We start from the raw sequence: 24,579 nt of genomic DNA, 5'->3' as shown, positions 1-24,579 counted from the left end.
AGAGATGGGACAGGAGAGATGTGAATGCCGCAGATGCAGAAATAGGCATTGCAGGCAGCAGAAACAGACGGCATCCAAGGGTCACCGGAAGCTCTTTTCAGTATGTCAGAAAAAACTCCGGTCACAGAACGGTATGACGCTGACGGAGCTTCTGGCGGCGATTGTGATTCTCGGTATGATCGGCACGGTGCTTGGAGGCGGCGTGATGATGGTAAAAAATGTTTACCAGAGGACGCAGGAACAGGCAGATGCAGAGCAGGCGCTGTCGCTCACGGCGCAGCTGATGACCGATGAATTTGCGAATGCGCTGGAAGTGAAAAATTCTGCCGGGACTTCCGCAACAGGAGAATTGGTAACACCTCTTTTGCGGAGTGGAAACAGCCACCTGTGGCTGCACTTCAGTGCGACAGACTGGTCTGGCACGGGCATTGAAAAATGGTATGGGGATTATACTTACGATGATGCGTATAATAAGATATCCTTGCTGACGCAGGCGGCGATTTCGGATGAATACTATACGGCATTTGACGGCTATACCTATTCGGAGGAGACAGCATGCTTTACGGTTCAAAATCTGGCGATCTACCGGAAAAAAGATACGATGGGAACTTCCCGGAAAGCGGTGGTAAAGCCGATTAACCTGACCGTGCGTGCAGTCAACCTGGATCAGAAATAAAATAAAAACTAACTGTTCAGCAGGTCTGCGCGTGACTGTGAAGGTACTGAACAGTTACAATAAAAAGAGGAACGAGGACAGATGGAGCAGAAGAGACAGAACAAACAGAAGAGAAGGGCGGCGTTTACACTGGCGGAATTTTTGACGGTGATTGCGATTGTCGGTATTCTTGCCAGTCTTTCTTTTGTTGCGGTGATTCATTACCAAAGAAAACTCCGCCGTCTGGAGATGGATCAGACGGCGAAGGAGATCTTTCTGGCGGCGCAGAATCATCTGACACTGGAGGTCTCCAGTGGGACGATTCCGCGTCTGCTCCATATGGAGGCACAGGGGGAATTTTCAGACGATCAAAAGCAGGCAAAGCTGGGAATTTCGGTAGATAATACAGTGCTGGCGGAGGAGAAAGAGGGAAATATCTACGGGGTTCTCTATGTGCCGGAAAAACAGGCAGGGCAGCCTGAATCGGAACAAGAAGAGTCTGGCGGTGAGATGGCGCTGGCATCTGCGAATGTGACCGAGGAGATCCGGCAGCGCCTTCTTCCGTTTGGATCGATTGATGAGACCGTCCGTGGAGACGGGAGCTATCTTATTTTCTATGATCCGGAGGCAGGACTGGTCCGCGAGGTGTGGTATTCGGATCATTATCAGTTTGTGCAGACGGATATCGGAAGCGAGGCACTTCTGGCGGCGGCGTCTGATGCCGGAAAACGGGAGCGGTTTACGGGAGCTAACTCCAATTATAAAGATCAGAAACTGCCGATCGGATATTACGCATCAGGAAATCTGGAAGTCCCGGAACTGCCGGTGGAGGAATTCGAGGCGCCGACAGTGAAACTGGTGAATGATGATATTTTATATGCGGAAATTGAGGATCCGAATAAAAATGAACATTCACTGAGTCTGTTTGTAAAGGGAGAAAAGAGCGGTACAACCGGATACATCGAGATCAATCCCCCGGGAACCAGCCCTTCGGCGCGTGTGGCGAAGGTGTCCGGAGCTTCGGGCAATTCGGATGGAACGTATCAGGTCATTCTGGATGATATAGCGACGCCAGCCGGCACGGGCACAAGTACAGGATTCAAATTTATGGATTTCAACCAGCCGGCACAGACGGATATGACATTTCAGCAGGATGAAAGAGGTTTTGCCTCCTTTATTCCGGGCGAAAATATCTTTGTGTACGCGCAGGTTTTCAACAATGAAGCGCTTTCGCAGGTTAAGACGAGCAATATAGAATCCGGCAGCAGCCTCTTTGCATCGATCAGTACGGACCGAAGCGCGGAGATTGGCAGCTTCCGCCATCTGGAAAATCTGGATGAGCGGGTTTCAGGCTGGGATCCGGATCAGCTGTACACTGGGGCGGTGACTACATCCAAAACGGTTACGGCGATGCAGAATAGTGATCTGACCTGGAAAGCGGGAGAAAACATTGCGGACGAGAGCGGTTACTGCGGACATGTGGCGAAGCTGCATACGGCATTTGGCTCGAATTTTTTGAATCAGAATGCGGAAACCATCTCGATTGCCTACCGGGTGACGGATCAAACGAATGCAGATCGGACGAACCCGACGGCACAGGCATATACCACGGAGGCGGGAAGCTATCTTCCGCTTAGTCTGCCGTATCCACTGGACTATCAGGGAAATACATACCGGATCGATGGTCTGCAGGTAGGAAAAACGGCGGGAAGTTCAATCACAGCAGTAGATGGGACGGGTGGACTGTTTGGAACGGTAACACAGGATATGAGTGTTAAAAACCTGCTGATCTGCCAGCCGGTGGTCCGGACGAAGGCGAGTGCAGGCGCTTTGATTGGTGCGGTGACGCCGGGAACGGATTCCCGGGGAACTACGAATCTGGCAACGGTGAAAATTAAAAATGTGCAGATTGAATATCCGCAGGTACAGGCAGAGCAGACCGGCGCTTCTGCCGGTGCGTTGGTGGGCACATTTGAGGGCGTCACTCTGACCGTCCAGGATGCACTGGTGGAGAACCATTTCCGTGATAAGCTGGGAAGCAGCACAGAAAAAGCGGCAGATCTGAAGCAGGAGGAAGAAAGCAAATACCGGATCCGCGCTTTAAAGGGAACGGCGGGCAGCCTGATCGGCACGGCAAAGGGGGAAATTTCTCTGACCGACAGCGCAGCGGCACTCTATGTGGAAGGCATGTACGCCGGCGGTCTGGTCGGAACTGTTGAGAAAGCATCAACTGCAGCCGCCGCAAGCGGTCCCACGGTGCAGATTCAGAGCTGTTATGTCGGCGGTCATACAGCAAACAAGAAGTTTGACACATCCCAGAAACCGGGGAATGGGGCAAATGCCAATGCAGCCTTTGAGAATCTTACCGGACGTTATAATGTAGCGGCATATACCGGCGGATTCGCAGGAGGTCTCGCCGCACAGCTTCCGGCAGACAGTCAGATAGCGAATACATATGTGTCGGCGTCGGTGTATTCGCCGACGGCTGAGGAAAAATCGGATGAAACGGAGGATGGAAGCGGAACGGCAGCGGATGAAACAGAGAATCCGGCGCTGAAAGCACCTGCGTTTGTTGCGTTCTATGATTATGCAAATAGAACGGATGGAATGCTGCCGTCGGAGACGAGCGGTACGGGAACAAACAAAAAATCAGTTTATCCGGGCTGTTATGCGTGCAGTAAGGTGAATGAGAAGTATGTGCTCGCATACGCAGAAGAACTTTCAGAACTGTTTGGTGCTGAGGGAACGGGTGCAGACAGCAAGAATACATATCCCTATGATCCAGAATTAAAGAAAGCAGAGATACCGATTTATCCCATGCCGACGATCCAGAAGGTAGCGGAAAAACTTGCTGCGCAGAACGTATCAAAGGGATTGTCCTGGTTTCTGAATAACCATGTCGGGGACTGGGACAAGGAAGAGAACGAAGAGGCGCTGCATACTGGAAACAGGCTGTATATCGATTATGTCTCTCCGTCTCCGCTTGAAGAAAATCAGAGAATACATCTGATATTTTCGATTACCGGCGAATTGAGCCATAAAACGATGTGGTATGTTCTCCAAGTCAATACTGGTGATTTGCAGGAAGATACTCTGAGAAAGGGATCGAAATTTTGCTTTGTAGATACGGAAAGGAAAGCTGCCAGCTGTGCAGAAAATGAGGAAAATGGCAATTGGAACGGCTTTGATGAAAAAAACAGGGTAAATCGTTTTGAAATAGGCAAAACGAAAGATAAAAAGTTGAAATTGCGTTTCTATCTGGATGATTTATCACGTGAGGGTGGAAATTTCTGTAGTCTGGGTACCTGGGGAGGTTATCAGCCGGGCGGTTACATAAATGGAGAAAATGTTATCGTAAAATTGAGCGAGGATGGCTATCCGCCGACAGAAAATACAAAGCTCTCATACAAGTTCAACAGCTGCTTTGCCGATGTAATTGAACGAAATGGTGATGGAACGGATACCTATACGGTTAAGGTCGCCAATGGACGTCATCTGCAGAATCTGAATTTCTGCGGAGAAGGCTATGGTGGTTTAAAGATCACACGGGTCATTCAGACCGATAATATTCTCTGGCAGGAGGATGATTCGATTACCTCACAGACGGAAGCGTATTGTAAAGAGGTGAAAGATGCATACGGAAAGATGACGATCTACAGTCCGGGAAATTCCAAGTATGAAGGTGGAAGTTTCTGGCCGATTAACAACCCGGATATTATCTCTTATGATGCGGAGGTGGATGAGAAAGAAAAAGCAAAACTGGGTGAATGTTATACGATTGCAGGCTTAAAGATAACTCCTGTTGCCTGGAATGGTGCGGCTTTATTTCAGAAGACGGATCATCTGACGATATCAAACTTGAATCTGAAGGATCCGGACATTTCCTGTCAGGGGCAGAATACAGCAGGGCTGGTGGCGCAGGCAGGCACTTCGGCGGACAGCTATCTAACGATTAAAAATATCCATATATATGGAGAAGAATCCCGGATTTCTGGAACGCTGGCAACAGGCGCGGTGGTTGGAAGCACGAATAATGGCAGTCTGACACTTGAACATGTAGTTGTAGATGCACCGACGCTGCAAATAAGCGGAGGAAAAACCGGAGGCTTGATCGGGGAAGCAAAAGTAAGTGATTTAGTGATGAATCACGTATATGTTTCAGGAAAAAATGCACGGATACAGGGAACCGATGCTAGCGGAGGTCTGGTCGGCTTTGCCGAGAGCTCTGGTCAGATGAAGCTGCAAAACAGTTTCTTCTCTGGGTATGTGGATACAATTGGAACCGCTGGAGGTTTGTATGGATATCTGAAAAACAACCAGAATGGCGGAACTGCCGGGAAAGAATTCAGCATTGAAAACAGTTATGTCGGCGGACGGAACCGCCCTTACGGTTATACGGAAAGTGGTGCGAAGATGCTGTCAGATAGAAAAAATGTGTCAGGCGGCTGGTGTGCCGGAGGTCTGGTGGGATGGATGGATGGTCCGATTTCGGTAATACGGAGTTTCAGTGCAGCGGATGTGTGTGGAAAAACATATGATGCCATCGCAGGCGGTTTGTTTGGAAAATATGATTCTGCAAAACTGGTTCTTTCGAACTGCTATACAACAGGAAGTGTGAAAGCGGCTGGAACCTCAAGGTTCCTTGGATACTATATTGGTCAGTTGAACAATACCTGGTGGTGGGGACCAGGAGCCCAGCTGGAAGCTGGCATTCTTTCGGTTCCGGAAGAATGCTGGTATCTGCCAAAGTTAAGCGACGCAATCATCGGCGCACCTTATGTGGACAGCAGCTCTGTAAAGGACAGCTATTCCAGTATTACTAGGACGAGTGCCGCTGACCTGTCCTCCAAAACAGGCACAAATGGCGTTGATCAGACGATTGTAATAGATGATTCTCTGCAAGGAAAAGCATATCCATATCCAATTTGGACGATCTACGAACCAGCAGCCGGGCAGACCGCTACACGCCTGTATGTAGGCGACTGGGAAGAATAAAAAATAGAAAACGATTAAAACTGGAAACAGGCGCTATTCTACATATCGGGCGGAACCATCAAATTTTTGTCCGGCAGGCAGGATAGCGCTTGTTTTTATCTCAGTCGAGAAGACTCCCACCTCTTCAGGTGGTGAGTAATAGAAAATTTGTCTCAGTGGAAGCCTTGTCTCCGACTGAGATAAACGCTCCGCGAGGATGCGCAGTGATTCTGTAAAGAATATGTCAGCTTCGCTGACCAGAATCACGCGCCAAGTCTCACGGACGTTCGACTTGAAAAAAATGCCGGATGGGCAATCAGCGAAATTCTCCAATTCCCTGATGTAAATGCAGACAAAATATGGTATGATATAAGGTACGAGATTTCGAACCGACGGAACTGTGGGAAGACAAAGCAGTTACCGGGACAGGATAATGAAACGGCAGGTGATAGGAATGAAAGAGAGAATTAACCGGCTGGCGAAGGGAATCATCGATTCGGAACAGCCGAAGATGACCTGGTCGCCTGAAAAGATAGACGAGACGCTGCGGATGAATACCCTGATGCAGAGAAATTTATGGATCGGGAGCGAAAATGGATTAAGTGTGAAGGGATTTGTGTATTCCTCGAACCTGCGGGTGCGGATTCCAGGGGATAACAATTCGTTTGGCGGACTCCGGTGCCGGATCGTATATGAAGTGGACACTTCGTTCCTGACGGCAGGCGACACGATCACGGGTTCTTTTTATCTGGTGACAAACTGCGGGGAAGAGGAGATTCCGTATGAGTTTCATGTCGAGGTGGCAGACGCCGGGAAGACTTTAGGTGATCTGAAAACGGCGGAAGATTTTCTGCACGTCGCGGAAAATGATATGGAGACGGCGCTCCGGCTTTTGGAGTACCCGGATTTTGTGGAAGTGCCGTTTATGCAGGATCTGCATGTGCGGGCACTCTATGACGGCCTGAAGGGGCACGGCAGCCGGGCAAATTTTATGGAAGAATTTCTGGTTGGACTGGGCGTGAAAAAGCCGGTCGGTCTGACGATTCCGGGCAGGGCGCGCGTATATGCCGAGCTGGCTGAGAATGCCGAGGATACGATCGAGATCCGGATGGATAACTGGGGCAGTGTGTACCTGGAGGTGACGGCAGACGGTGAGTTCCTCCATCTGCCGAAGAAGAGTGCGACGCAGGCGGATTTTGAAGATGGTCTGCTCCGTATTCCGGTACGGATTCTGGCGGAACGGCTGCATGCCGGAAAAAATTTCGGTGCCGTCCTGATTCACACTGCCAGAGAAACCGTGCGGATCCCGATCGAGGCATCGGCTGCCGATGCGGGCGGATGCGACCGGGCACATATGTCATTCCAGAAAGAGCTTGGAAATTATCTGACTGCCCGTCTGGCGTATGAAAATGGGATCGGCGGCACGGAGGCGGTTCACCAGATGCAGCGGGAGCTGGATCTGATGAAAATGACGCACTATGACGCGGGACTGCGGCTTTTGCAGGCGGAATTATACCTTTTGACTGATCGGCGCGAGAAAGCGCAGACGATTTTAAAGGAGCTGCAGGATTCAGCGGCGCTTAAAATATCGGGCGACCGGAAGCTTAACTGCCTGTACCGCTATCTGTATGTGACGCTGACCGGCAATGCCGAGCAGAAGGACACTTTGATCCGCCTGCTGCAGCAGTATGCGTCGGAGGAGACGGGCTGCAGCCTGTTTTATTATCTGATGCTTCTGCGTCTGGATGAGGAACTGCAGAAAAATCCGGTTACGGTGCTGATCAGCATGGAGCAGGAGTTTAAGGATGGCTGTCACAGCCCATTCCTCTATGCGGCGGGACTGAAACTTCTGGAGAGTGATCCGATCCTTTTAGACAATGCGGGTAATTTTGAACTTCATGCCCTGTACTATGGGGCACGCCGGAAAATCATCAGCCGCGAGCTGGCACTGGCGGCGGTCCGGGTGGTGCGTGCGTCCCGTTCGTACCGGGAGTTTTACAGACGCCTTTTGACGGAACTTTACGGGCTGTATCCGGAGACGGAGATTCTGGAGGCGCTCTGTGCAATGCTGATCCGGGGAGACTGCCGGGAGACAGCCTGTTTTGAATGGTATAGCCGGGCGCTGGAGGCAGATTTGAGTCTGACGCGCCTGTATGAATATTATTTATATGCGATGCCGGAGAATTATGACCGCCTGATGTCGCGTGAGGTATTTTTATACTTTTCGTATTCGGCAAATTTGGATGCGGGGTCACTGGCGAAGCTTTATGCGAACCTTCTTACATATGGAACGCCGGATTCGGATATTTACCGGATGTACGAGCGGGCGATGGAAGAGTTTGCGGTGGATCAGCTTTTCAAGGAACGGATAGACGGTGCCCTGGCGGTCCTGTACCGGAAATTGATCTATCCGGAACTGATCGATACGCAGATGGCGCGTGTCCTGCCGGGGATTTTGAAATCCTGCCGGGTAGAATGCCGGGAACCGGCGATGAAATACGTGGTGGTGCGCCATGAGGAGCAGATGACGGAGGACGCGTATGTGCTGAACGAGGGCACGGCGTATGTGCCGCTGTTTTCGGAGCGCGATCTGGTTCTATTCCAGGATGAAAATGAGACGCGGTATGCGCGGGTAAATTGCGCCATCCAGCCTGTATTTACGGATATGGAGGAACTTTTACAGACCTGTTTTGAAATGAATCCGATGCATCCGTTCCTTTTTATGAATGCGTGTGCAAAAGCCTGCCGCAAGGAGGTGCTGACCGGGGACGATGCGATCCTTTTGGAGCACGCGGATCAGAAGATGGAGCTGCACCCGCTGTTTAGGGCAAAGGTGCTGTCAGCGATCGTGCGGTATTATAAGAGGATGGCGGATGGGATTGAGGATGCGAAAAAGGATGGAAGTGTTTCATACCTTCTGAGTCTTGACAAGGACCAGCTGACGCGGGATGAGAGAAACGGCGTCTGCGGGACGCTGATCCGGTGCGGGCATTTCAGCGAGGCGTATGAGATGGTGTGCCGGTATGGTCTGGAAGGTCTGCCGGTCAATCTGCTGCTGCGGCTTTGCGGGAGAATGCTGCTTCAAAATCTCTTTGACCGGGATGACCACCTGCTTTATCTGACCTGGTATGTCTTTGAACACGAGAAGCCGGACAGTGTGATTCTCGATTATCTCTGCGAACATTTCAACGGTACGGTGGATCAGATGTACCGCGTCCTGATGCAGGGGCTGCGGCTCCGGGTGGAGACGTATGATCTGGAGGAACGGCTGGTGGCGCAGATGCTCTTTACCGGCAATACAGCAAAGTTAGACCGGGTGTTCGAGCTTTATGCGTCACGCAAGAAAACAGGGGAAAATATCGTGCGCGCGTATTTCACGGTCAAGAGCGTGGAATATTTTCTGGAAAACCGTCCGACGGACGACAAGGTGTTCGCATTTTTGGAGGGTGCTGTGCAGGGAAGCTCTGATCGGGAGCGGATCCCGGATATTTATCTGCTGGCGCTGACAAAGTATTATGCGACGCTGCCGGAGCTTTCGGAGGAACAGCGGCGCCTGTGCCAGTCGGTGGTGGATGTGCTTTTAGATGCGGGCATGATTTTTGCCTATTTTAAGGATCTGGCGCGGTTTATCCATATCCCGGGCAATATTTTAGATAAAGAAATCATCGAGTATCACGGAAACCGGGCGGTGCGCCCGTATCTGCGGCTGCGGATTCTGCCGCAGGAGGAAGAGTTCCACTATGAGGAAATGCGTCTCGTTTACCGGGATATTTACATTCGTGAAAAGGTGATTTTTGAGGGCGAGACGCTGGAATATCAGATCGAAGAGGAAGAGGACGGCGTCCGGAAGACGAAAGAAAAGGGAGAGATTTCCTGCAGGGAGATTCCGGGACGCAGCCGGGAAAGCCGGTTTGCGGCGCTCAATGAGATGAGTCTTTCTTTAAAAGTAAATAACGAGACGGCGCTTCGGGAAAAGATGCGGGAGTACCAGAAGAGAGATGCGGCGGTAAGCGCACTTTTCCCGATCGCCTGAGGAAAGGGACAGACGGACAAACGATAGATGAATGGACTTATAATTGGCATGGATCTGTGTGATTCATGCACACATATATCCTGTCAGGGTCAGGAGACGATCTGGTCGGTTCCGACCCGGATCGGAAAAGAACCGGATTCGGACGTCTGGCGGGTGGCAGAGGAGAGTGCCGGGGGCGCGTTAGAGGGCATGGTAGTGGAAGATAAGCTGCTTTCCCTGGCGATGAAGGACGGCACCGCCACGATCGATGGTGTTCGCTACGAGGGCTTATATCTGCTGAAAATGTTCCTGAAGCAGGTGCTTGCGATTCCCAGACAGGCGTCCGGAAAAGAAGAGATAGAAAACCTGGTGATCACGGTGCCAAAGCTTGAGGTAAAGCTGGTGGACTGCCTGATGTACTGTGCCGATTTTCTGGAAATCGACCGGAGCCGGGTGCATGTGATCAGTCACGCGGAGAGCTTTGTATATTACGTGATGAGCCAGAAACGGGAAGTCTGGAGCAACCAGGTGGGAATGTTTGAACTTTCGGAGAATGGTCTTCATTATTATGAATTGAGAGTGCAGCGCGGGCTGCGCCAGATGCAGGTGGTCGCGGATCAGGAGGAACTGGAGGAGTCATTCCACTTAAATGTGCTGGACAGCGACGCGGGCATCCAGATGGCAGACCGGATTCTTTCCTCCTGTGCGGAACGGCTGCTGCAGAAGCGCCTGTTTTCAGCGATCATCCTGACCGGCAGGGGATTTGCACAGACGGACTGGGCGGCAGATTTTATGCAGCAGATCTGCAAACGGCGCCGGGTGTTTGCGGAGATGGATGTATTTACCCGAGGGGCGCTGATCCGCTCGGAAGATCTCTGTGAAGCGCAGAGTGCGTACCATTTTACCTGTATCTGTGAGGGGCGGCTGAAAACAACGGTTTCTCTAAAGATTCAGGAGCGTGAAAAAGAGGGACAGCTGGTGCTGGCATCCGCCGGGGACAGCTGGTATGAGACGAAAATGACGGCGGAATTTATCGTGTCGGGCACGCCGGAGGTAGAATTTTCACTCCAGCCGCTGGAACCGCGCAAAAAGAAGACGGTGAAGATTCCGCTCGAGGGATTCCCGAAACGCCCGGACCGGACGACCCGGATCGAGATGGCATTTGGATTTACCGGGGAAGACACGATGATCGTCATGATACGTGATTTGGGATTTGGAGAATTGTTTCCGGCGACAAACCGGATGATTAAACAAGAGGTTTCATTATGAGTCTGATACTTTGCCGGCAGGAGCCGGTTCGACATCCTTTTTACATAGAACGGCTGGGCGTCCATATCGCATCGTCGCAGGAGCTGTGTTATGTCATTTATCAGAATCCGCTTCTGGTGCTGGATGGATTTGTGGATGACCGCCTGATTGAGTTTATCCGTTCGGAGCTGGGACTTTCGTTTCTGGCAGGCAAACTGGAGGCATGGCAGCGGAGCGGCGAGAGCCAGGACGAGCTGCCGATCGTGATTCTGCAGGAGTGCTGTTATTATACGGCAAAGGAGATTGCGGCATACCGCCAGAAATTGGCGGCATTTCGCAAAATGAATGCGGCGGAGTTCCGGAAGGAGATGGCGGATTACTATTTCCGCCTGCGGCAGTTTGGGACGGCGATCTATTACTACAACCGGATTCTGGAGGACTGGCGGGTCAAATCGCTGACGGACGAATTTACCGCGAAGATCTGGAACAATATCGGGGCGGCGTATGCCGGGATTTTCTGGTTTGAGAAAGCGTTTACCGCTTATGAAATGGCGTACAATTTCGACAAGAGCCCAGAGATGCTGAAGCATCTGTACCAGCTTGCCTTGATTGACCCGAAGCTGGAGCTTAAGGAGCGGCATGCGGCTGCGATGACGCCGGAACAGAAGGAGATCTGGAAACGGGAACTCGACGAGGCGAATCAGACTGCGGAGAAGTGCGGGAATGTCCGCATGGTCGAGACGATGTTTGACCGCAATCCGGTCCGGCGGATGGAGAGTGCGGGAGAACTTTTAAATGGGTGGAAGCAGGAGTATCGGAAGATGCTCTAATTTTGCCCGCGCCCAGATACATCCTTTGGTCATGAGCACCGCGCTTTTTGGTTTTGTAACATTTCTTTACGAAAGGAGTTTTCCTATGCGCCTTCTGATTGTCCGCCATGCGGATCCTGATTACTCAATTGATTCCCTGACCCCGGCTGGCTGGGAGGAAGCAAAGCTTCTGGCAGACCGTCTGGCGCCGATTCCGGTGGCGGCTTATTATGTATCGCCGCTGGGGCGTGCGAAGGACACGGCGTCCCTGACCTTAAAAAAAGCCTGCCGCACGGCAGAAACCTGCAGCTGGCTGCGTGAATTTGCCCCGCAGGCGGTACATCCGGGAAAGGATTCCGGGCATTGTGTCTGGGACTGGCTGCCGGATGCGTGGATGGCGGAGCCGAAGTATTTTGATAAGGATCACTGGCATGAAACAGAAGTCTTTCGGAACGCCCATGTAAAGGAAGAGTACGACTGGGTGACTGGAGAGCTTGACCGGCTGCTCAGCCAGCACGGATATGAGAGAAACGGATTGTTTTACCGAGCCGTGGCACCGAATGAGGACACGATTGTGTTATTCTGTCATTTTGGCGTCGAGTGCGTCCTGCTTTCCCATCTCTTAAATATCTCTCCGATGCAGCTCTGGCACGGAACCTGTGCGGCACCGTCGTCGGTGACGGTGCTCTATACAGAAGAGCGCCGCTCCGGCGTTGCATCCTTCCGCATGAGCCGTTTTGGGGATGTTTCTCATCTGTATGCGGGTGGACGCGAGCCGTCGTTTGCGGCGCGGTTCTGTGAGGTGTATACACGGTTTGATCAACGGCATGACTGATGGATGTTTCTGTTATTATGTATCGCAATCGTTTGAATCAGCCGATAAATAGATTTTGTGTGAGAGGCTATTTACTGCTCAGCATCCCAATATTTTTAATCAACACCGAGATTGTCCCGTCCATGTTGGTAATAAACTCCACATGGTCGGGATTTCTGTATTCTTCCATCGGGATCGTGATCTCGATGCCGGTGTCAGTGTACAGCTTCTGTTTCTGGAATTTCTTGATCGTCTGCTCATTTTTCGGCGCGACCGTCTCGTAGGAGAGGTTGTAGCGGTCGAGTTTTTCATCCAGCTCCTCGAGCATCTCCGGGCTGCCGGGAAATACTTTTTCGCGCAGTTCGGACACCTTGATTTCGCCCTGTTCCTCTAATTCATTACAGATAATGTCTTTGATTTCCATCTTTTTCTGTGCATCCTCGTCGCCGTAATATTTTTTGGCAACCTGATCGACGGCGCGGGTGACGATGTCGAGCTTGGATTTCTGGGAGAGCGGGGCGCGGCATTCGAGGAAGAGCTCGGAGAAATAGAAGCATTTTTCGCCGTTGACCTCATATTTTTTCTCAGCCAGAATCAGGGAGCCGTCGGAGAGATCGAGGACAAACGCCTCGGAGAGGCGCTGTCCCTGTCCCGGAAGCAGTGCGCGCTGTAAAATGATCTCGTTGCTGTTGCCTCCGTCTGTTTCTTTGGTCTGATGCGTGTAAGAGGTTTTGTAGTTCATTTTTAAGAATGCCAGATAATCCTTGCCCTTGCAGCCGAATACGGTCATCGCCACATCGGCGGCCGGAATGTCAATATTCGCATTCATGATGTCGTAGAGGCGCTCGGCGAGCTGTTTGCTCGTCTCGACGAAATTGTCCGGGTTGCAGTTTTGCAGCAGCTCTTTGACCTCGGATCCTTCTGCAAATGTACAGTGCTTGACATCGTCGCTCTCAGTGATTTTCTCGATATGCGCTTTCAGAAAGTCGGAAAAATCGGGTCCGACCTCCATGCTCTGGTCGGAGAGAACCGGGATTCCCACCGAAGAATCAAGGATGTGCACGATGGCTGCCTTTAAAATCATATCTTCACTTTTCAATGTTATCTTACCTCCAGGTTATAACTTCTTTTGTAGAACCATTCTCGACGCACTCAAAGGAAACGGAGTCGCCCGCCTGCACGAACGGAAGCCGCTCGGAAACGGTGATCGCAGCGGTGTAGATGCTGTCGGTGCGGTCATCGGTCAGTGTGAAATAGTAGCAGGTGTTACCGGAAACGACGACATTCTCGATCGCCTCGACCGTGCCGGAGACAGTTTCGCTTGCCGCCGGTTCCTTGGCAGTCGGATCTTCGATTTCCTCCTGTCCCAGCGTCTCACGGTAATTGCGCTTCGCCTCATCGATCGTCTGTCCGGTGCCGACGATCTGGTACTGCGCGACATCGACGAATGCATACATTTTCACAAGCCCTGCAGCATCTTTCAGGGAAATGAAATATGCCGGTCGTCCGGAAATATTTAAGAGAAGCGGGAAGGTCGCACTGTAATTTAAGTGCTGCACCTGTCCGCGCGCGGAATCCATTGCGGCGAGCTCGGTGGCACCCGGAACGGTGTAAAATTTCGTTTCTTTCGTCCGCAGGTTGACGAGGACGAAGCCAATGTTCGACTCATCTGAGGTTACAGAGCTCATGCCGGTGTACAGCCACACATCGTCGTCGATGGCGAGATAGTTGTAGCCGTAGGTCGTCCGGCGCACGCCGCGCTGACCGAAGATGGAGTTTAAATAACCATTCTGGAATCTGCCGTTGTCGTCGAGCTGTTCCATGATGAGGTTCGAATCATAGAGCTGATCGATCCACTGCGGTACATCCGCTTTGGCGTACCACTTAGATTCGCCGGTCTCAGCATTGACGAGGATCGCGCCGTCGATGTCCTTGCCGTTCCACCAGCCGATCCGGTAGGCGATGGTCGGCGCCACCCAGTATGGATTTCCATCGTCGTCGATCTCGAAGGAGACCGTCTCAAACATCCGTGTCGGGTAGCAGAAACGGATGTAGCGGTTGATATTGCGGAAGAAATATTCACTGGTGGAATACTTCATGCCGGAGGACAGCCAGACGAGATCGGTATTCTGATCGACCATATTGACAGCAATGTATGCCGGAAGTCCCTTCTTCTGGTTGTAAAGCCATTTGATCGGGTCGGCATAGCGCAAAGGCGTCACGCGGTACGGTGTCCCCTTGTAGTTGATCTGTGTGTAATTTTCCTGAATCTCAAACTGGGAGACCAGGTCGGTCATCTCACCGAGCTTTTTGCTTCCGAGCCGGGAGGCGGTGTCCTTATCAACGACCGGGATCTGCGACATGCCAAGCTCTGCGACATCTGAGGCAAAATCGCCCTCGGTAACGGTGATCAGATCGCGGTAGCGGGACGCATTAAAAAGCTGGACGCCCGCCGCTGAGGCGATCAGGGAAAAGAAGATCAGGACAGCGATCGCGATTGTGCCATATTTGCACGGGCGTCCCATCGCCTTAAAACCGGCAAACGGACTGCCGGAGGCGTCGGCGTACTTGCGCCGCAGAACCATCCGTCTGGTCACAGGATCGCGCACGATCTCAACGCCGCGGTTTTGCTGCACTGTTTTTAGGAATATGAGAATGCTTTCCATAAAGTTGACTGCCAGTACAATCAGAATGCAGATAATCAGGAATACGATGAAATCCTGATCGTGCAGATTGATGGCTGGCATCATGGTGTAGAACACCAGAAAAATAAGGACGGCAGAGAGAAACAGACGCCCAAACGCCGAAGTGAATTTTTTCAAAATAGAACCCTCCTGACTCGTTTTATGATAAAAAATAGCTGTTCCCATGAAAAAAAGGATTTCGCTGATTGTAAATGTGATAGAACTCTATTGTATCGCACGACGAGAGATAAAATCAAGCCCGGAAACGGAATTTGCCGTGGCTTCGCATTTAAATACGGCAAATTCCCGGGTTGAAGTCGGGAAAAAAACAGTTGTCCTTCCGCCGAAAATATGCTATGATTACTATGTTTATTCAGGAGGTGCGAAGATGATCAAGACGATCCTTACGATCATATTTATTATTATCTGTGTATTCCTGTCGGCGGTAATCCTACTGCAGGAGGGCAAATCGGCAGGTCTGTCCGGTTCCATCGGCGGTATGGCTGACAGCTACTGGGGCAGAAATAAAAGCCGTTCTATGGAAGGAAAGCTGGAGAAGCTGACCAAATATGCTGCAATTCTGTGGCTGATCCTTGCATTAGTTTTGAATTTGAAATTCCTGTAAGGAACCTTTAAGAGGCTGTCGCGTGGCAGCGGGATCTGTTTCCTGAATCTGATATTTGCCGGTGGTTTCCGAGCAGATGCAGGGGTGAGAGGCAGAGAGCGCTGGACGTGGCAGCTTTTTTTCATAGGAAATGGCGCGAGAATGTGAATTAAGAAAGAGAAGTGAGATAAATTTGAACATATTTGATAAAATCATGGGAAAAATAAAGAGAAGCGAGGCTCAGAAATACGCAAAACAGCAGAAGCGCCAGGCGCAGATGCAGAGTGCGGCAGCTTCACAGAAAGAGGAAGGACAGAAAATGCCGGAAAATCCCAGGAGAGAAAGAGAGGCGTTTGAAAAACGTCAGCAGACGGAGATGAAGCTCTCGGATGAGATGCTGGAAACGATCCGGAAAAATGCAGAACAGAAGTTTGCGATGCGCAAAGAAGAAGCGCGGGAAGAGAAAATGCTCGGAGAAAGCCGGGAGAGCAGCGTACAGCGCCAGATTGACGGGGATGGGCTGATTGGCGAGTGGGAAGAGAGGTACGGAAAAAAGAAGAAAAAACCGGAGCGTGCGAAAGGTCCGAAAGAAAAATCGGTGCGCCAGAAAAAGGATAAAGCGGGAAAGAAAGACCGTGATCGAAAGCTTGAGCGTGAGATGGATAAGAAGCGCGAAAAGCGCGGCAAGAAGGAGCGTGAGGATGCTGGCGCTTCCGAGGAGGAGTTTACCCGCCGCTGCAAGATGATTCAGGATGTCATGAATGAACCGGCATACGTGCCGATGAAGCTGAAGGAGCTGGCACTTCTTTTAAATATTCCGAAGGAACAGCGCCGGGAGCTGCAGCGGGTTATCGATCATCTGCTGGAAGAGGGAAAAATTAGCATGTCCCGCAAGGGCAAGCTGGGGCGCCCGGAGACATTTTCAGAGGCAGGTATTTATTCGGGACACCCGAAGGGCTTCGGTTTCGTGACAATCGAGGGACGTGAGCAGGATGTGTTCGTTCCGCGTGAAAAAACAAAGGGCGCGATGCACGGCGATAAGGTGCTGGTTGTGATTGAGCAGGAGAGCGACGGCGGACGCAGAGCTGAGGGAAGTATCGTGCGGATCCTGGAGCACGCTAATCAGGAGCTGGTCGGTCTGTATGAGAAAAACGGCGGTTTCGGCTTTGTGATCCCGGACAATCCACGGATTTCACGCGACATTTTCATCCCGCAGGGGTGTGACGCGGGCGCAGTGACCGGTCATAAGGTCATCGTGAAGATCAAGGATTACGGAAACAGCCCGGATAAGAAGCCGGAGGGCGTGATCACCAGCATTCTCGGACATATGAACGATCCGGGAGTCGATATTTTATCCATCGTGAAAGCATACGGTCTGCCGGAAGAATTTTCTCCGGAGGTCATGGCACAGCTTGAAGAGATCCCGGATGCCGTCCGCGAGGAGGACAAGGCGGGACGCAAGGATCTGCGTGAGCTGCCGACAGTCACGATCGATGGTGAGGAAGCGAAGGATCTCGATGATGCGATCACGCTGGAAAAGACGGAGCAGGGCTACCGGCTCGGTGTACACATTGCGGATGTGACCCATTATGTCCGCGAGGGCAGCCCGCTTGACCGCGAGGCATTAAAGCGCGGAACGAGCGTGTATCTGACCGATCGCGTCATTCCGATGCTGCCGCATAAACTTTCAAACGGTATCTGTTCCCTGAATCAGGGCGAGGATCGCCTGGCGCTGAGCTGTATCATGGAAATCAATGACAAAGGCGTCGTGATCGGACATGAGATTGCAGAGACATTGATCCGCGTCGATCGCCGGATGACGTATACGGCGGTCAATGCGATCATCACGGATGATGATGCAGAGACAAAGGAGAAATATAAGGAATTTGTGGATTTATTCCTGCAAATGAAAGAACTTTCGCAGCTTCTCCGAAAGAGACGCCAGGAGCGCGGTGCGATCGACTTCGACTTTCCAGAGAGCAAGATTTTACTCGACGCCAAAGGACGCCCGATCGAGATCAAGCCGTATGAGCGCAACGCGGCGACGAAGCTTATCGAGGATTTCATGCTGATGGCAAATGAGACGGTAGCCGAGGACTATTATTGGCAGGAAATTCCGTTCCTCTACCGAATCCATGAGAAACCGGATGAGGAGAAGATGGCGAAACTCGGCACGTTCATCAACAATTTCGGATATACATTGCGGATGCCGGGCGGCGAAATCCACCCGAAAGAGCTGCAAAAGCTGCTTGAAAAGATAGAGGGCACGCCGGAGGAGGCATTGCTCAGCCGTTTGACGCTGCGCTCCATGAAACAGGCGAAATATTCGACCTTGAACTCCGGTCATTTCGGATTGGCGGCGAAATATTATACTCATTTCACCTCCCCGATCCGCCGTTATCCGGATCTGCAGATCCACCGGATCATCAAAGAATGCCTCCACGGCAATATGGATGCGCGAAAAACCGCCCATTTTGAGAAAATCCTGCCGGAAGTGGCAGTCCAGACCTCGGCCCTGGAGCGCCGCGCTGACGAAGCCGAGCGCGAAACCGATAAGATGAAGAAAGTCCAGTACATGGAACATTACATCGGAGAAGAATTCGAGGGAGTCATTTCCGGTGTCACCAACTGGGGTTTCTATGTCGAGCTGCCGAACACAGTTGAAGGATTAGTTCATGTCAATGAACTGCGCGGCGACTATTTCGTATTTGACGAAGCACACTATGAGCTGGTCGGAGAGATGACGAGAAAGCCGTACAAGCTCGGTCAGACTATCCGCGTTCGCGTGACTGCGTGCGACCGGTATGCGAGGACGATTGATTTTATGCCGGCGGTGTACTGGAAGTAGAAGATTGTAAAATAAGATGTAAAAAGTAGAGAGGGAAAGAGGAATTAAAATGGGAGCTGGAATCAAGATGGTGGCGAACAATAAGAAAGCCTACCATGATTATTTTATCGATGATAAATTCGAAGCCGGGATCGAGTTATTCGGTACCGAGGTTAAATCGATCCGCATGGGTAAATGCAGCATCAAGGAAGCATTTATCAAGATCGAGAGCGACGGTCAGGTGTATGTATTCGGCATGCATATCAGCCCATATGAGAAGGGAAATATCTTTAACAAAGATCCGCTGCGTGTGCGGAAACTCCTTCTCCACAAACTGGAGATCCGCCGCCTGATGTCAAAGATCAAAGAAAAAGGATATACGCTGGTGCCGCTGCAGGTGTATTTTAAGGGAAGTCTCGTAAAAGTAGAGATTGGTCTGGCACGCGGTAAGAAGCTGTATGATAAGAGAGACGATCTGGCGAAAAAGGACGCGAAGCGGGAGATTGACCGTGCGTTTAAGGCGAGACAGAAATAAAAGAAAAGATCCCATCTATGTACCGACTTCCAAATGTTAGACCTAAAAATCTAACGATTGGAGGTCGGTATTTTTACGGCTAAATATTCTTTTGAACTTAAATTTCTGTTTCGTTGTAAAAACAACTGAATTTCTGCCGGTATTTTTTTATAATACGCTTGTAAAGCTAAGAAAGACAAAAAGCCGGCAGCCTGGAAGTGCGCGAATGTGTTCTTGAACGTGAGGGTGCCGCAGGTTAGAAATAATGGCAGTTGATTGCAGAACAACGAAAAGGAGTTATAAAGTATGGAGCGGAAAATGTTTTGTTACCAGTGTGAGCAGACGGCAGGCTGTACGGTCTGTACCGGCAGTGCCGGTGTGTGCGGCAAGAGAGCGGACACCGCCAGGCTGCAGGATAAGCTGACGGGTGCGCTGATTGGTCTTGCAAGAGCGACGGAAGGCAATGAATACCTGATTAGCGGGGATACCAGCAGGCTTGTATTGGAAGGATTGTTTACCACGGTAACAAATGTGAATTTTAACAATGACACCATCACTGAATTGATCCGGCGGGTTGAAAAAGAGAGAGAACGCCTGGTGCCTGATTGTTTCGTGTGCACGGTCTCCTGCGGCAAAAATAACAATTATGATATGAATAATCTCTGGGAGGCAGACGAGGATGTCCGTTCTCTGAAATCGCTGATTTTGTTCGGAATCCGCGGCGTTGCGGCGTATGCTTACCACGCGGCCGTTCTGGGATATACCGATGACACGATCAATCGCTTCTTTTTTAAGGCGCTCTTTGCGATCGGCATGGATGACTGGGGCATGGACGAGCTGCTTCCGATTGTCCTGGAAGTGGGTGAAATCAACCTCAAGTGCATGGCGCTTCTGGATCGAGCCAACACCGAAACTTATGGAAATCCTGTTCCGACGCAGGTGTCTCTGACCGTGGAGAAAGGCCCGTTTATCGTTATCAGCGGCCATGATTTATACGATTTAAAACAGCTCCTTGAGCAGACGAAAGATAAGGGCATCAACATCTACACTCACGGAGAAATGCTTCCGGCGCACGCTTATCCGGAACTGAAAAAGTATCCTCACCTGAAGGGCAATTTCGGCACGGCATGGCAGAACCAGCAGAAGGAATTTGCAGATATTCCGGCTCCGGCTCTCTTTACGACGAACTGCCTGATGCCTCCGAAAAAGAGCTATGCCGACCGGGTGTTTACGACGGAAGTCGTATCTTATCCGGAAATGGTACACATCGGCAAAGAGAGAGATTTTACGCCGGTTATTGAAAAGGCACTTTCACTGGGCGGTTATCCTGAGGATATGCATTTTACAGGCATAAACGGCGGCAAAACAGTCATGACTGGATTTTCCCACCATGCGGTTCTTTCAGTGGCGGATACGGTCATCGATGCCGTTAAATCGGGAGCCATCAAACATTTCTTTCTGGTCGGCGGATGTGACGGTGCCAAGCCGGGACGCAATTATTATACCGAATTTGTAAAGCAGACACCGGCAGACAGCATTGTTCTGACCCTTGCCTGCGGCAAATACCGGTTCAATGATCTGGATCTGGGTACGATTGGCGGTCTTCCGAGAATAATGGATATGGGACAGTGCAACGACGCTTACAGCGCCATCAAGGTTGCGGTGGCACTGGCAGAAGCATTTGACTGCGGTGTCAACGATCTGCCGCTTTCCATGGTGCTCTCCTGGTATGAGCAGAAAGCAGTGTGTATCCTGCTGACACTGCTTCATCTGGGGATCAAAAATATTCTCCTCGGACCGTCCCTTCCGGCATTTATCTCTCCGAATGTGCTGCAGTATCTGGTGGAAAATTATAACATTGCACCGATCAGCACACCGGAGGAGGATCTGCACAGATGATATTGGGCGCGAGTGCAAAAGCCCCGATCGAGGGGACAATTGTACGTCTCTATTCTTTTGTAACGTGCAGCTATGAATTTGACAATGCTCGGACGATTCTGTATGCGTATGAGACAACGGAATAATTAAGCGGATATTCGATGAAAAAGGAAATAGATAAAAAGAAGTCGTGATATTATAATAAGGACGCAGAACCGCCGCAAAAAAGTATAAATAAAAAGGCAGCTATAAAACAGATAAAGAAATTCAAAGAAATATCTGTTTTACAGCTGCTTTTTATTTACAGGCTTGTGCGATATATTTTAAACTGCTTCCTGTTTCTGCAGTTTCGTCAATTTCCGCCAGATGGTAAAAAGCATCGTTCCAAAGCAGGCAATTCCGCCGATAAAGTTGGAAATTGGTTCGGCGGCGAATACGCCGTTGGTGCCCATTCCGAACATACCTGGCAGCAGGATTGTCAGCGGAACGACGATGATTACTTTTCGGAAAATAGAGAAAAAGATCGCTTTTTTGGATTCGCCCAGACCGACGAAAATCGACTGTCCGGAGAATTGGAGCGACATCATAAAGAATCCGAAAAAGTATAAGCGGATCGCCGGAATACCTGCTGCAATGAGTTCTGCATCCTGATTAAAAATGCGGATAAAGAATGCTGGGAAACCATCGACGATCAGCCAGATACCGGTCGTATATAAAATTGCAATAAAAGAGGTAAAGACGATTGCCTTTTTAACGCGGCCGTATTCTTTCGCCCCATAATTGAAACCGAGCACCGGCTGGGCGCTGTGGGTAACGCCGGTTACCGGAAGAGTTGCAATTTCACGGATGGAGTTGATAACGGTCATAACACCGACGTAGAGATCGCCGCCGTATACCTGTAAGGTTGCGTTGCACATGATCTGGACGGTGCAGTTGGTGATCGCCATCGTGAAACCGGACAGACCGAGTCCGACGATTTTCCGGATCCTCCGTGCGGAAAGGTGCATCGAAGAACGTCTCAGTTTCAGGATTGTTTTGTCACTGGTTAAAAACCGCAGAATCCAGATGGCAGAGAGAAGCTGCGACAGGATGGTGGCGAGCGCCGCGCCGCGGATTCCCATGTGAAGCATAAAGATAAAAATCGGGTCGAGCAGGATATTGGCGGCAGCGCCCAAAAGGACGGTCATCATGCCGATGCGCCCGAATCCCTGTGAATTGATGAACGAGTTCATGCCGAGTCCGACCATCACGAACAGGCTGCCGAGCAGATAGATTGTAATGTAGGCGTCCGCATATGGATAAGTAGCGTCGCTGGCTCCGAACAGATACAGCATTGGTTTGCGGAATATCAGGCAGAGTACGGTCAGAAGCACACCGGAAATAACCATCATGGAGAAGGAATTTCCCATGATTGCCTCGGCTTCTTTGATATCCCCGCGTCCGCGCTCAATTGAGCAGAGCGGCGCGCCGCCCATGCCAAACAGGTTGGCAAATGCGATGACGAGCGTGATGATCGGCAGCGAAAGCCCGATGCCGGTCAAAGATAGGGTGGCATGATCGGGTATGCGTCCGATGTAGATGCGGTCAACGATGTTGTACAGGACATTGATAAGCTGCGCCAACGTCATCGGGATCGCGAGATTCATGATATTTTTAACGATACTTCCTTTGGAAAAATCGTTCTGTGTATTGGAAGCACTCATACAAACTCCTTTTTTCTTGCGTTTGGATACAATCTGATATTATAATAAGGAAAAAGAAATTTGTCCAGAGAGAAAGTCATTCAAAAGAGATTCAAAAAGGAAGTATATTATCAAAAAATGCGTTTTATTGAAATGGAGATTACTCTGATTGATGAAAAACTTGGTTTTTAAACGAATCGATATTGCACAAATAAGAGATTTGTGCTATTCTCAAAGAAAACGAAAGGGGTATGTATTATGCCGAGAGGACCGAAACGTTCTGCATTAGAAGTAAACAAAGAGAAGCTGGCAGCGGTAGAAGAGAAGCTGGCTAAATTAGAAGAAACCGTTAAAGCTCTGAAAGCAGAGAAAAAGGAATTAGCGGCTGAGATTCGTAAAGCTGAATTAAGCGAATTACTGGATGCGATCGAAGAGAGCAATTTAAGCGTAAACGATGTTCATGAGTTTATTAAACAGAATTCTGAGCAGAAATAAATTAAAGAGTGATAAATCATTGTATTCAAAGAATGAAAAGAGAACTGGAAATTAGGGACATCCTGATTTTTGGTTCTCTTTTTTTGTTTGCGGAAAGACGTTTGCAAACGAGAAACATATGAAAGAATGCCGATGTATAAACAGAGGGTTGTTTGAATCGGATTTGAGCCGGGATTGGTGGATGAAACTGGCTTAATGATAAAAAGGAACCGTGCAAAAGAAAGGCGCATATGCTACAATAGGAATATTCAATCAGAGGAACTTGAGATGACTTCTTTGAACGACCCGGTACATCAAAGAGAAATAGAAGAAAAAAAACGAGGTTCCGGGAAAAGAACCGTTCAGATATTTAAAAAGAAAAAGAAAGGAATGAATATGGATCAAAATACGCTTCTTGGGGTTTTGATTCCGTTTGTCGGTACGACGGCGGGAGCAGCCTGCGTCTTTTTTTTGAAAAATGAGTTAAAGCCGATCATCCAGAAAACGCTTCTGGGATTCGCATCGGGGGTGATGGTGGCGGCGTCGGTCTGGTCACTTTTAATTCCGTCGATGAATATGTGCGAAGCGATGGGGCATCTGGCATTTCTGCCGGCATCCATTGGTTTTATGGTGGGTATTCTGATGCTGCTTTTGCTGGATCGTGTGATCCCGCATCTGCATCTGGGAAGTGATGAGCCGGAGGGGCATGTGTGCGGGCTCAAGAAGACGACGATGCTGGTTCTGGCGGTCACACTTCACAATATCCCGGAGGGCATGGCAGTCGGAGTGGTATTTGCCGGATTCTTAGCAGAAAAGAGCGGTATCACGCTTGCAGCGGCTCTGGCGCTTTCGCTTGGAATCGCGATTCAGAACTTCCCGGAGGGAGCGATCATTTCCCTGCCACTTCGGAGTGAGTCAGGGATGAGCCGGAAAAAGGCATTTGCGATGGGAACACTCTCTGGTATCGTCGAGCCGATCGGGGCGCTTGCGACGATCGCCGCGTACCGCTATCTGGAACCGGTTCTGCCGGTTCTCCTGGCGCTTGCAGCAGGGGCGATGATTTACGTGGTTGTGGAGGAGCTGATTCCGGAGTCGGCGCAGGGCAGTCATTCCGATATGGGAACGATCGGATTTGCGGTTGGATTTGTGCTGATGATGATTCTGGATGTGGCGCTGGGATAAAAGAAAGCTGGCAGTGCTGGCATGGAATCCGGCTGCCTAAAAAGCGAACATTTGTTCTAAAAAATGCGTTGCAAAATTTTTGAATTTATGTAATAATATTTGTAGCTGTTCAGTAGGTCCGCGCATTTACTGCGCTGACCGTACGAAAACATGGTCTAGCAGGCAAAAATCCCATTGCCGCAGGCAATTTTTAATGGATTTTTGCGCGTGACGGTGAAGGTA

General features: G+C 50.3%; 16 protein-coding genes. 13 read left to right on the top strand and 3 right to left on the bottom strand.

Annotated elements, in window-relative coordinates; genetic code table 11:
- Window positions 1–4 precede the first annotated feature (4 nt).
- The 6 genes from DWY89_RS10300 (at window position 5) to DWY89_RS10275 (ending at window position 12,533) form a co-directional block, all read left to right on the top strand.
- The gene (locus tag DWY89_RS10300; RefSeq protein WP_117795685.1) at window positions 5–676 is read left to right on the top strand and encodes a type II secretion system protein; all 672 of its coding nucleotides are present in this window, start codon (window positions 5–7) and stop codon (window positions 674–676) included.
- Between the two features lie 81 nt (window positions 677–757).
- Window positions 758–5,650: a prepilin-type N-terminal cleavage/methylation domain-containing protein gene (locus DWY89_RS10295; RefSeq protein WP_118524122.1), complete on the top strand. Its 4,893-nt coding sequence runs from the start codon at window positions 758–760 to the stop codon at window positions 5,648–5,650.
- A 433-nt stretch (window positions 5,651–6,083) separates the two neighbouring features.
- On the top strand, window positions 6,084–9,662 hold the full coding sequence (locus DWY89_RS10290; RefSeq protein WP_118524052.1) for a DUF5717 family protein: 3,579 nt from the start codon (window positions 6,084–6,086) through the stop codon (window positions 9,660–9,662).
- A 27-nt stretch (window positions 9,663–9,689) separates the two neighbouring features.
- Complete coding sequence (locus DWY89_RS10285; RefSeq protein WP_118522717.1) at window positions 9,690–10,910, top strand: DUF5716 family protein; 1,221 nt, start codon at window positions 9,690–9,692, stop codon at window positions 10,908–10,910.
- Window positions 10,907–11,719: a hypothetical protein gene (locus DWY89_RS10280; protein WP_118524053.1), complete on the top strand. Its 813-nt coding sequence runs from the start codon at window positions 10,907–10,909 to the stop codon at window positions 11,717–11,719. Before DWY89_RS10285 ends, DWY89_RS10280 begins: the two co-directional genes overlap by 4 nt.
- A gap of 85 nt (window positions 11,720–11,804) precedes the next feature.
- Window positions 11,805–12,533, top strand: coding sequence for a histidine phosphatase family protein (locus DWY89_RS10275; protein ID WP_118524054.1), 729 nt, complete (start codon window positions 11,805–11,807; stop codon window positions 12,531–12,533).
- A 67-nt stretch (window positions 12,534–12,600) separates the two neighbouring features.
- On the opposite strand, the gene DWY89_RS10270 is transcribed toward DWY89_RS10275, so the two are convergent.
- Complete coding sequence (locus DWY89_RS10270) at window positions 12,601–13,611, bottom strand: nucleoid-associated protein (protein WP_118524055.1); 1,011 nt, start codon at window positions 13,609–13,611, stop codon at window positions 12,601–12,603.
- Between the two features lie 7 nt (window positions 13,612–13,618).
- Complete coding sequence (locus DWY89_RS10265) at window positions 13,619–15,334, bottom strand: CvpA family protein (RefSeq protein ID WP_243022810.1); 1,716 nt, start codon at window positions 15,332–15,334, stop codon at window positions 13,619–13,621.
- Window positions 15,335–15,584: 250 nt separating this feature from the next.
- On the opposite strand from DWY89_RS10265, the gene secG reads away from it, so the two are divergent.
- The 5 genes from secG to DWY89_RS14735 all read left to right on the top strand — a co-directional run bounded on the left by secG (window position 15,585) and on the right by DWY89_RS14735 (window position 21,165).
- A complete protein-coding gene (secG, locus tag DWY89_RS10260; RefSeq protein WP_107000428.1) occupies window positions 15,585–15,821 on the top strand; it encodes a preprotein translocase subunit SecG in 237 nt (78 codons plus the stop codon).
- 721 nt (window positions 15,822–16,542) lie between these two features.
- Window positions 16,543–18,648 carry a ribonuclease R gene (gene rnr, locus DWY89_RS10255; RefSeq protein ID WP_118524668.1) on the top strand — a complete coding sequence of 702 codons (2,106 nt, stop codon included), beginning with the start codon at window positions 16,543–16,545 and terminating at the stop codon, window positions 18,646–18,648.
- Between the two features lie 49 nt (window positions 18,649–18,697).
- Window positions 18,698–19,162 (top strand): SsrA-binding protein SmpB, encoded by a 465-nt coding sequence (gene smpB, locus DWY89_RS10250; RefSeq protein WP_022358767.1) that lies wholly within the window; start codon window positions 18,698–18,700, stop codon window positions 19,160–19,162.
- A gap of 285 nt (window positions 19,163–19,447) precedes the next feature.
- On the top strand, window positions 19,448–21,040 hold the full coding sequence (gene hcp, locus DWY89_RS10245; RefSeq protein ID WP_182434560.1) for a hydroxylamine reductase: 1,593 nt from the start codon (window positions 19,448–19,450) through the stop codon (window positions 21,038–21,040).
- Complete coding sequence (locus tag DWY89_RS14735) at window positions 21,037–21,165, top strand: hypothetical protein (protein ID WP_265104141.1); 129 nt, start codon at window positions 21,037–21,039, stop codon at window positions 21,163–21,165. The genes hcp and DWY89_RS14735 overlap by 4 nt, the downstream gene beginning before the upstream one ends.
- A gap of 177 nt (window positions 21,166–21,342) precedes the next feature.
- Here DWY89_RS14735 and DWY89_RS10235 read toward each other — a convergent pair whose 3' ends face one another.
- Entirely contained in the window at window positions 21,343–22,722 is a 1,380-nt protein-coding gene (locus tag DWY89_RS10235; RefSeq protein ID WP_118524661.1) for an MATE family efflux transporter, read from the bottom strand.
- A gap of 237 nt (window positions 22,723–22,959) precedes the next feature.
- Between DWY89_RS10235 and DWY89_RS10230 the strand changes: the two genes are divergently transcribed.
- Together DWY89_RS10230 and DWY89_RS10225 are read left to right on the top strand one after the other, a co-directional pair.
- Complete coding sequence (locus DWY89_RS10230) at window positions 22,960–23,196, top strand: hypothetical protein (RefSeq protein ID WP_022360338.1); 237 nt, start codon at window positions 22,960–22,962, stop codon at window positions 23,194–23,196.
- 375 nt (window positions 23,197–23,571) lie between these two features.
- On the top strand, window positions 23,572–24,357 hold the full coding sequence (locus tag DWY89_RS10225) for a ZIP family metal transporter (RefSeq protein ID WP_117795818.1): 786 nt from the start codon (window positions 23,572–23,574) through the stop codon (window positions 24,355–24,357).
- Window positions 24,358–24,579 lie beyond the last annotated feature (222 nt).

Origin of the sequence: Clostridium sp. AF27-5AA, from assembly GCF_003478415.1 — a bacterium.
GTDB classification, from domain to species: domain Bacteria; phylum Bacillota; class Clostridia; order Lachnospirales; family Lachnospiraceae; genus Otoolea; species Otoolea fessa.
This window is presented reverse-complemented; position numbering and strand designations above follow the sequence as displayed.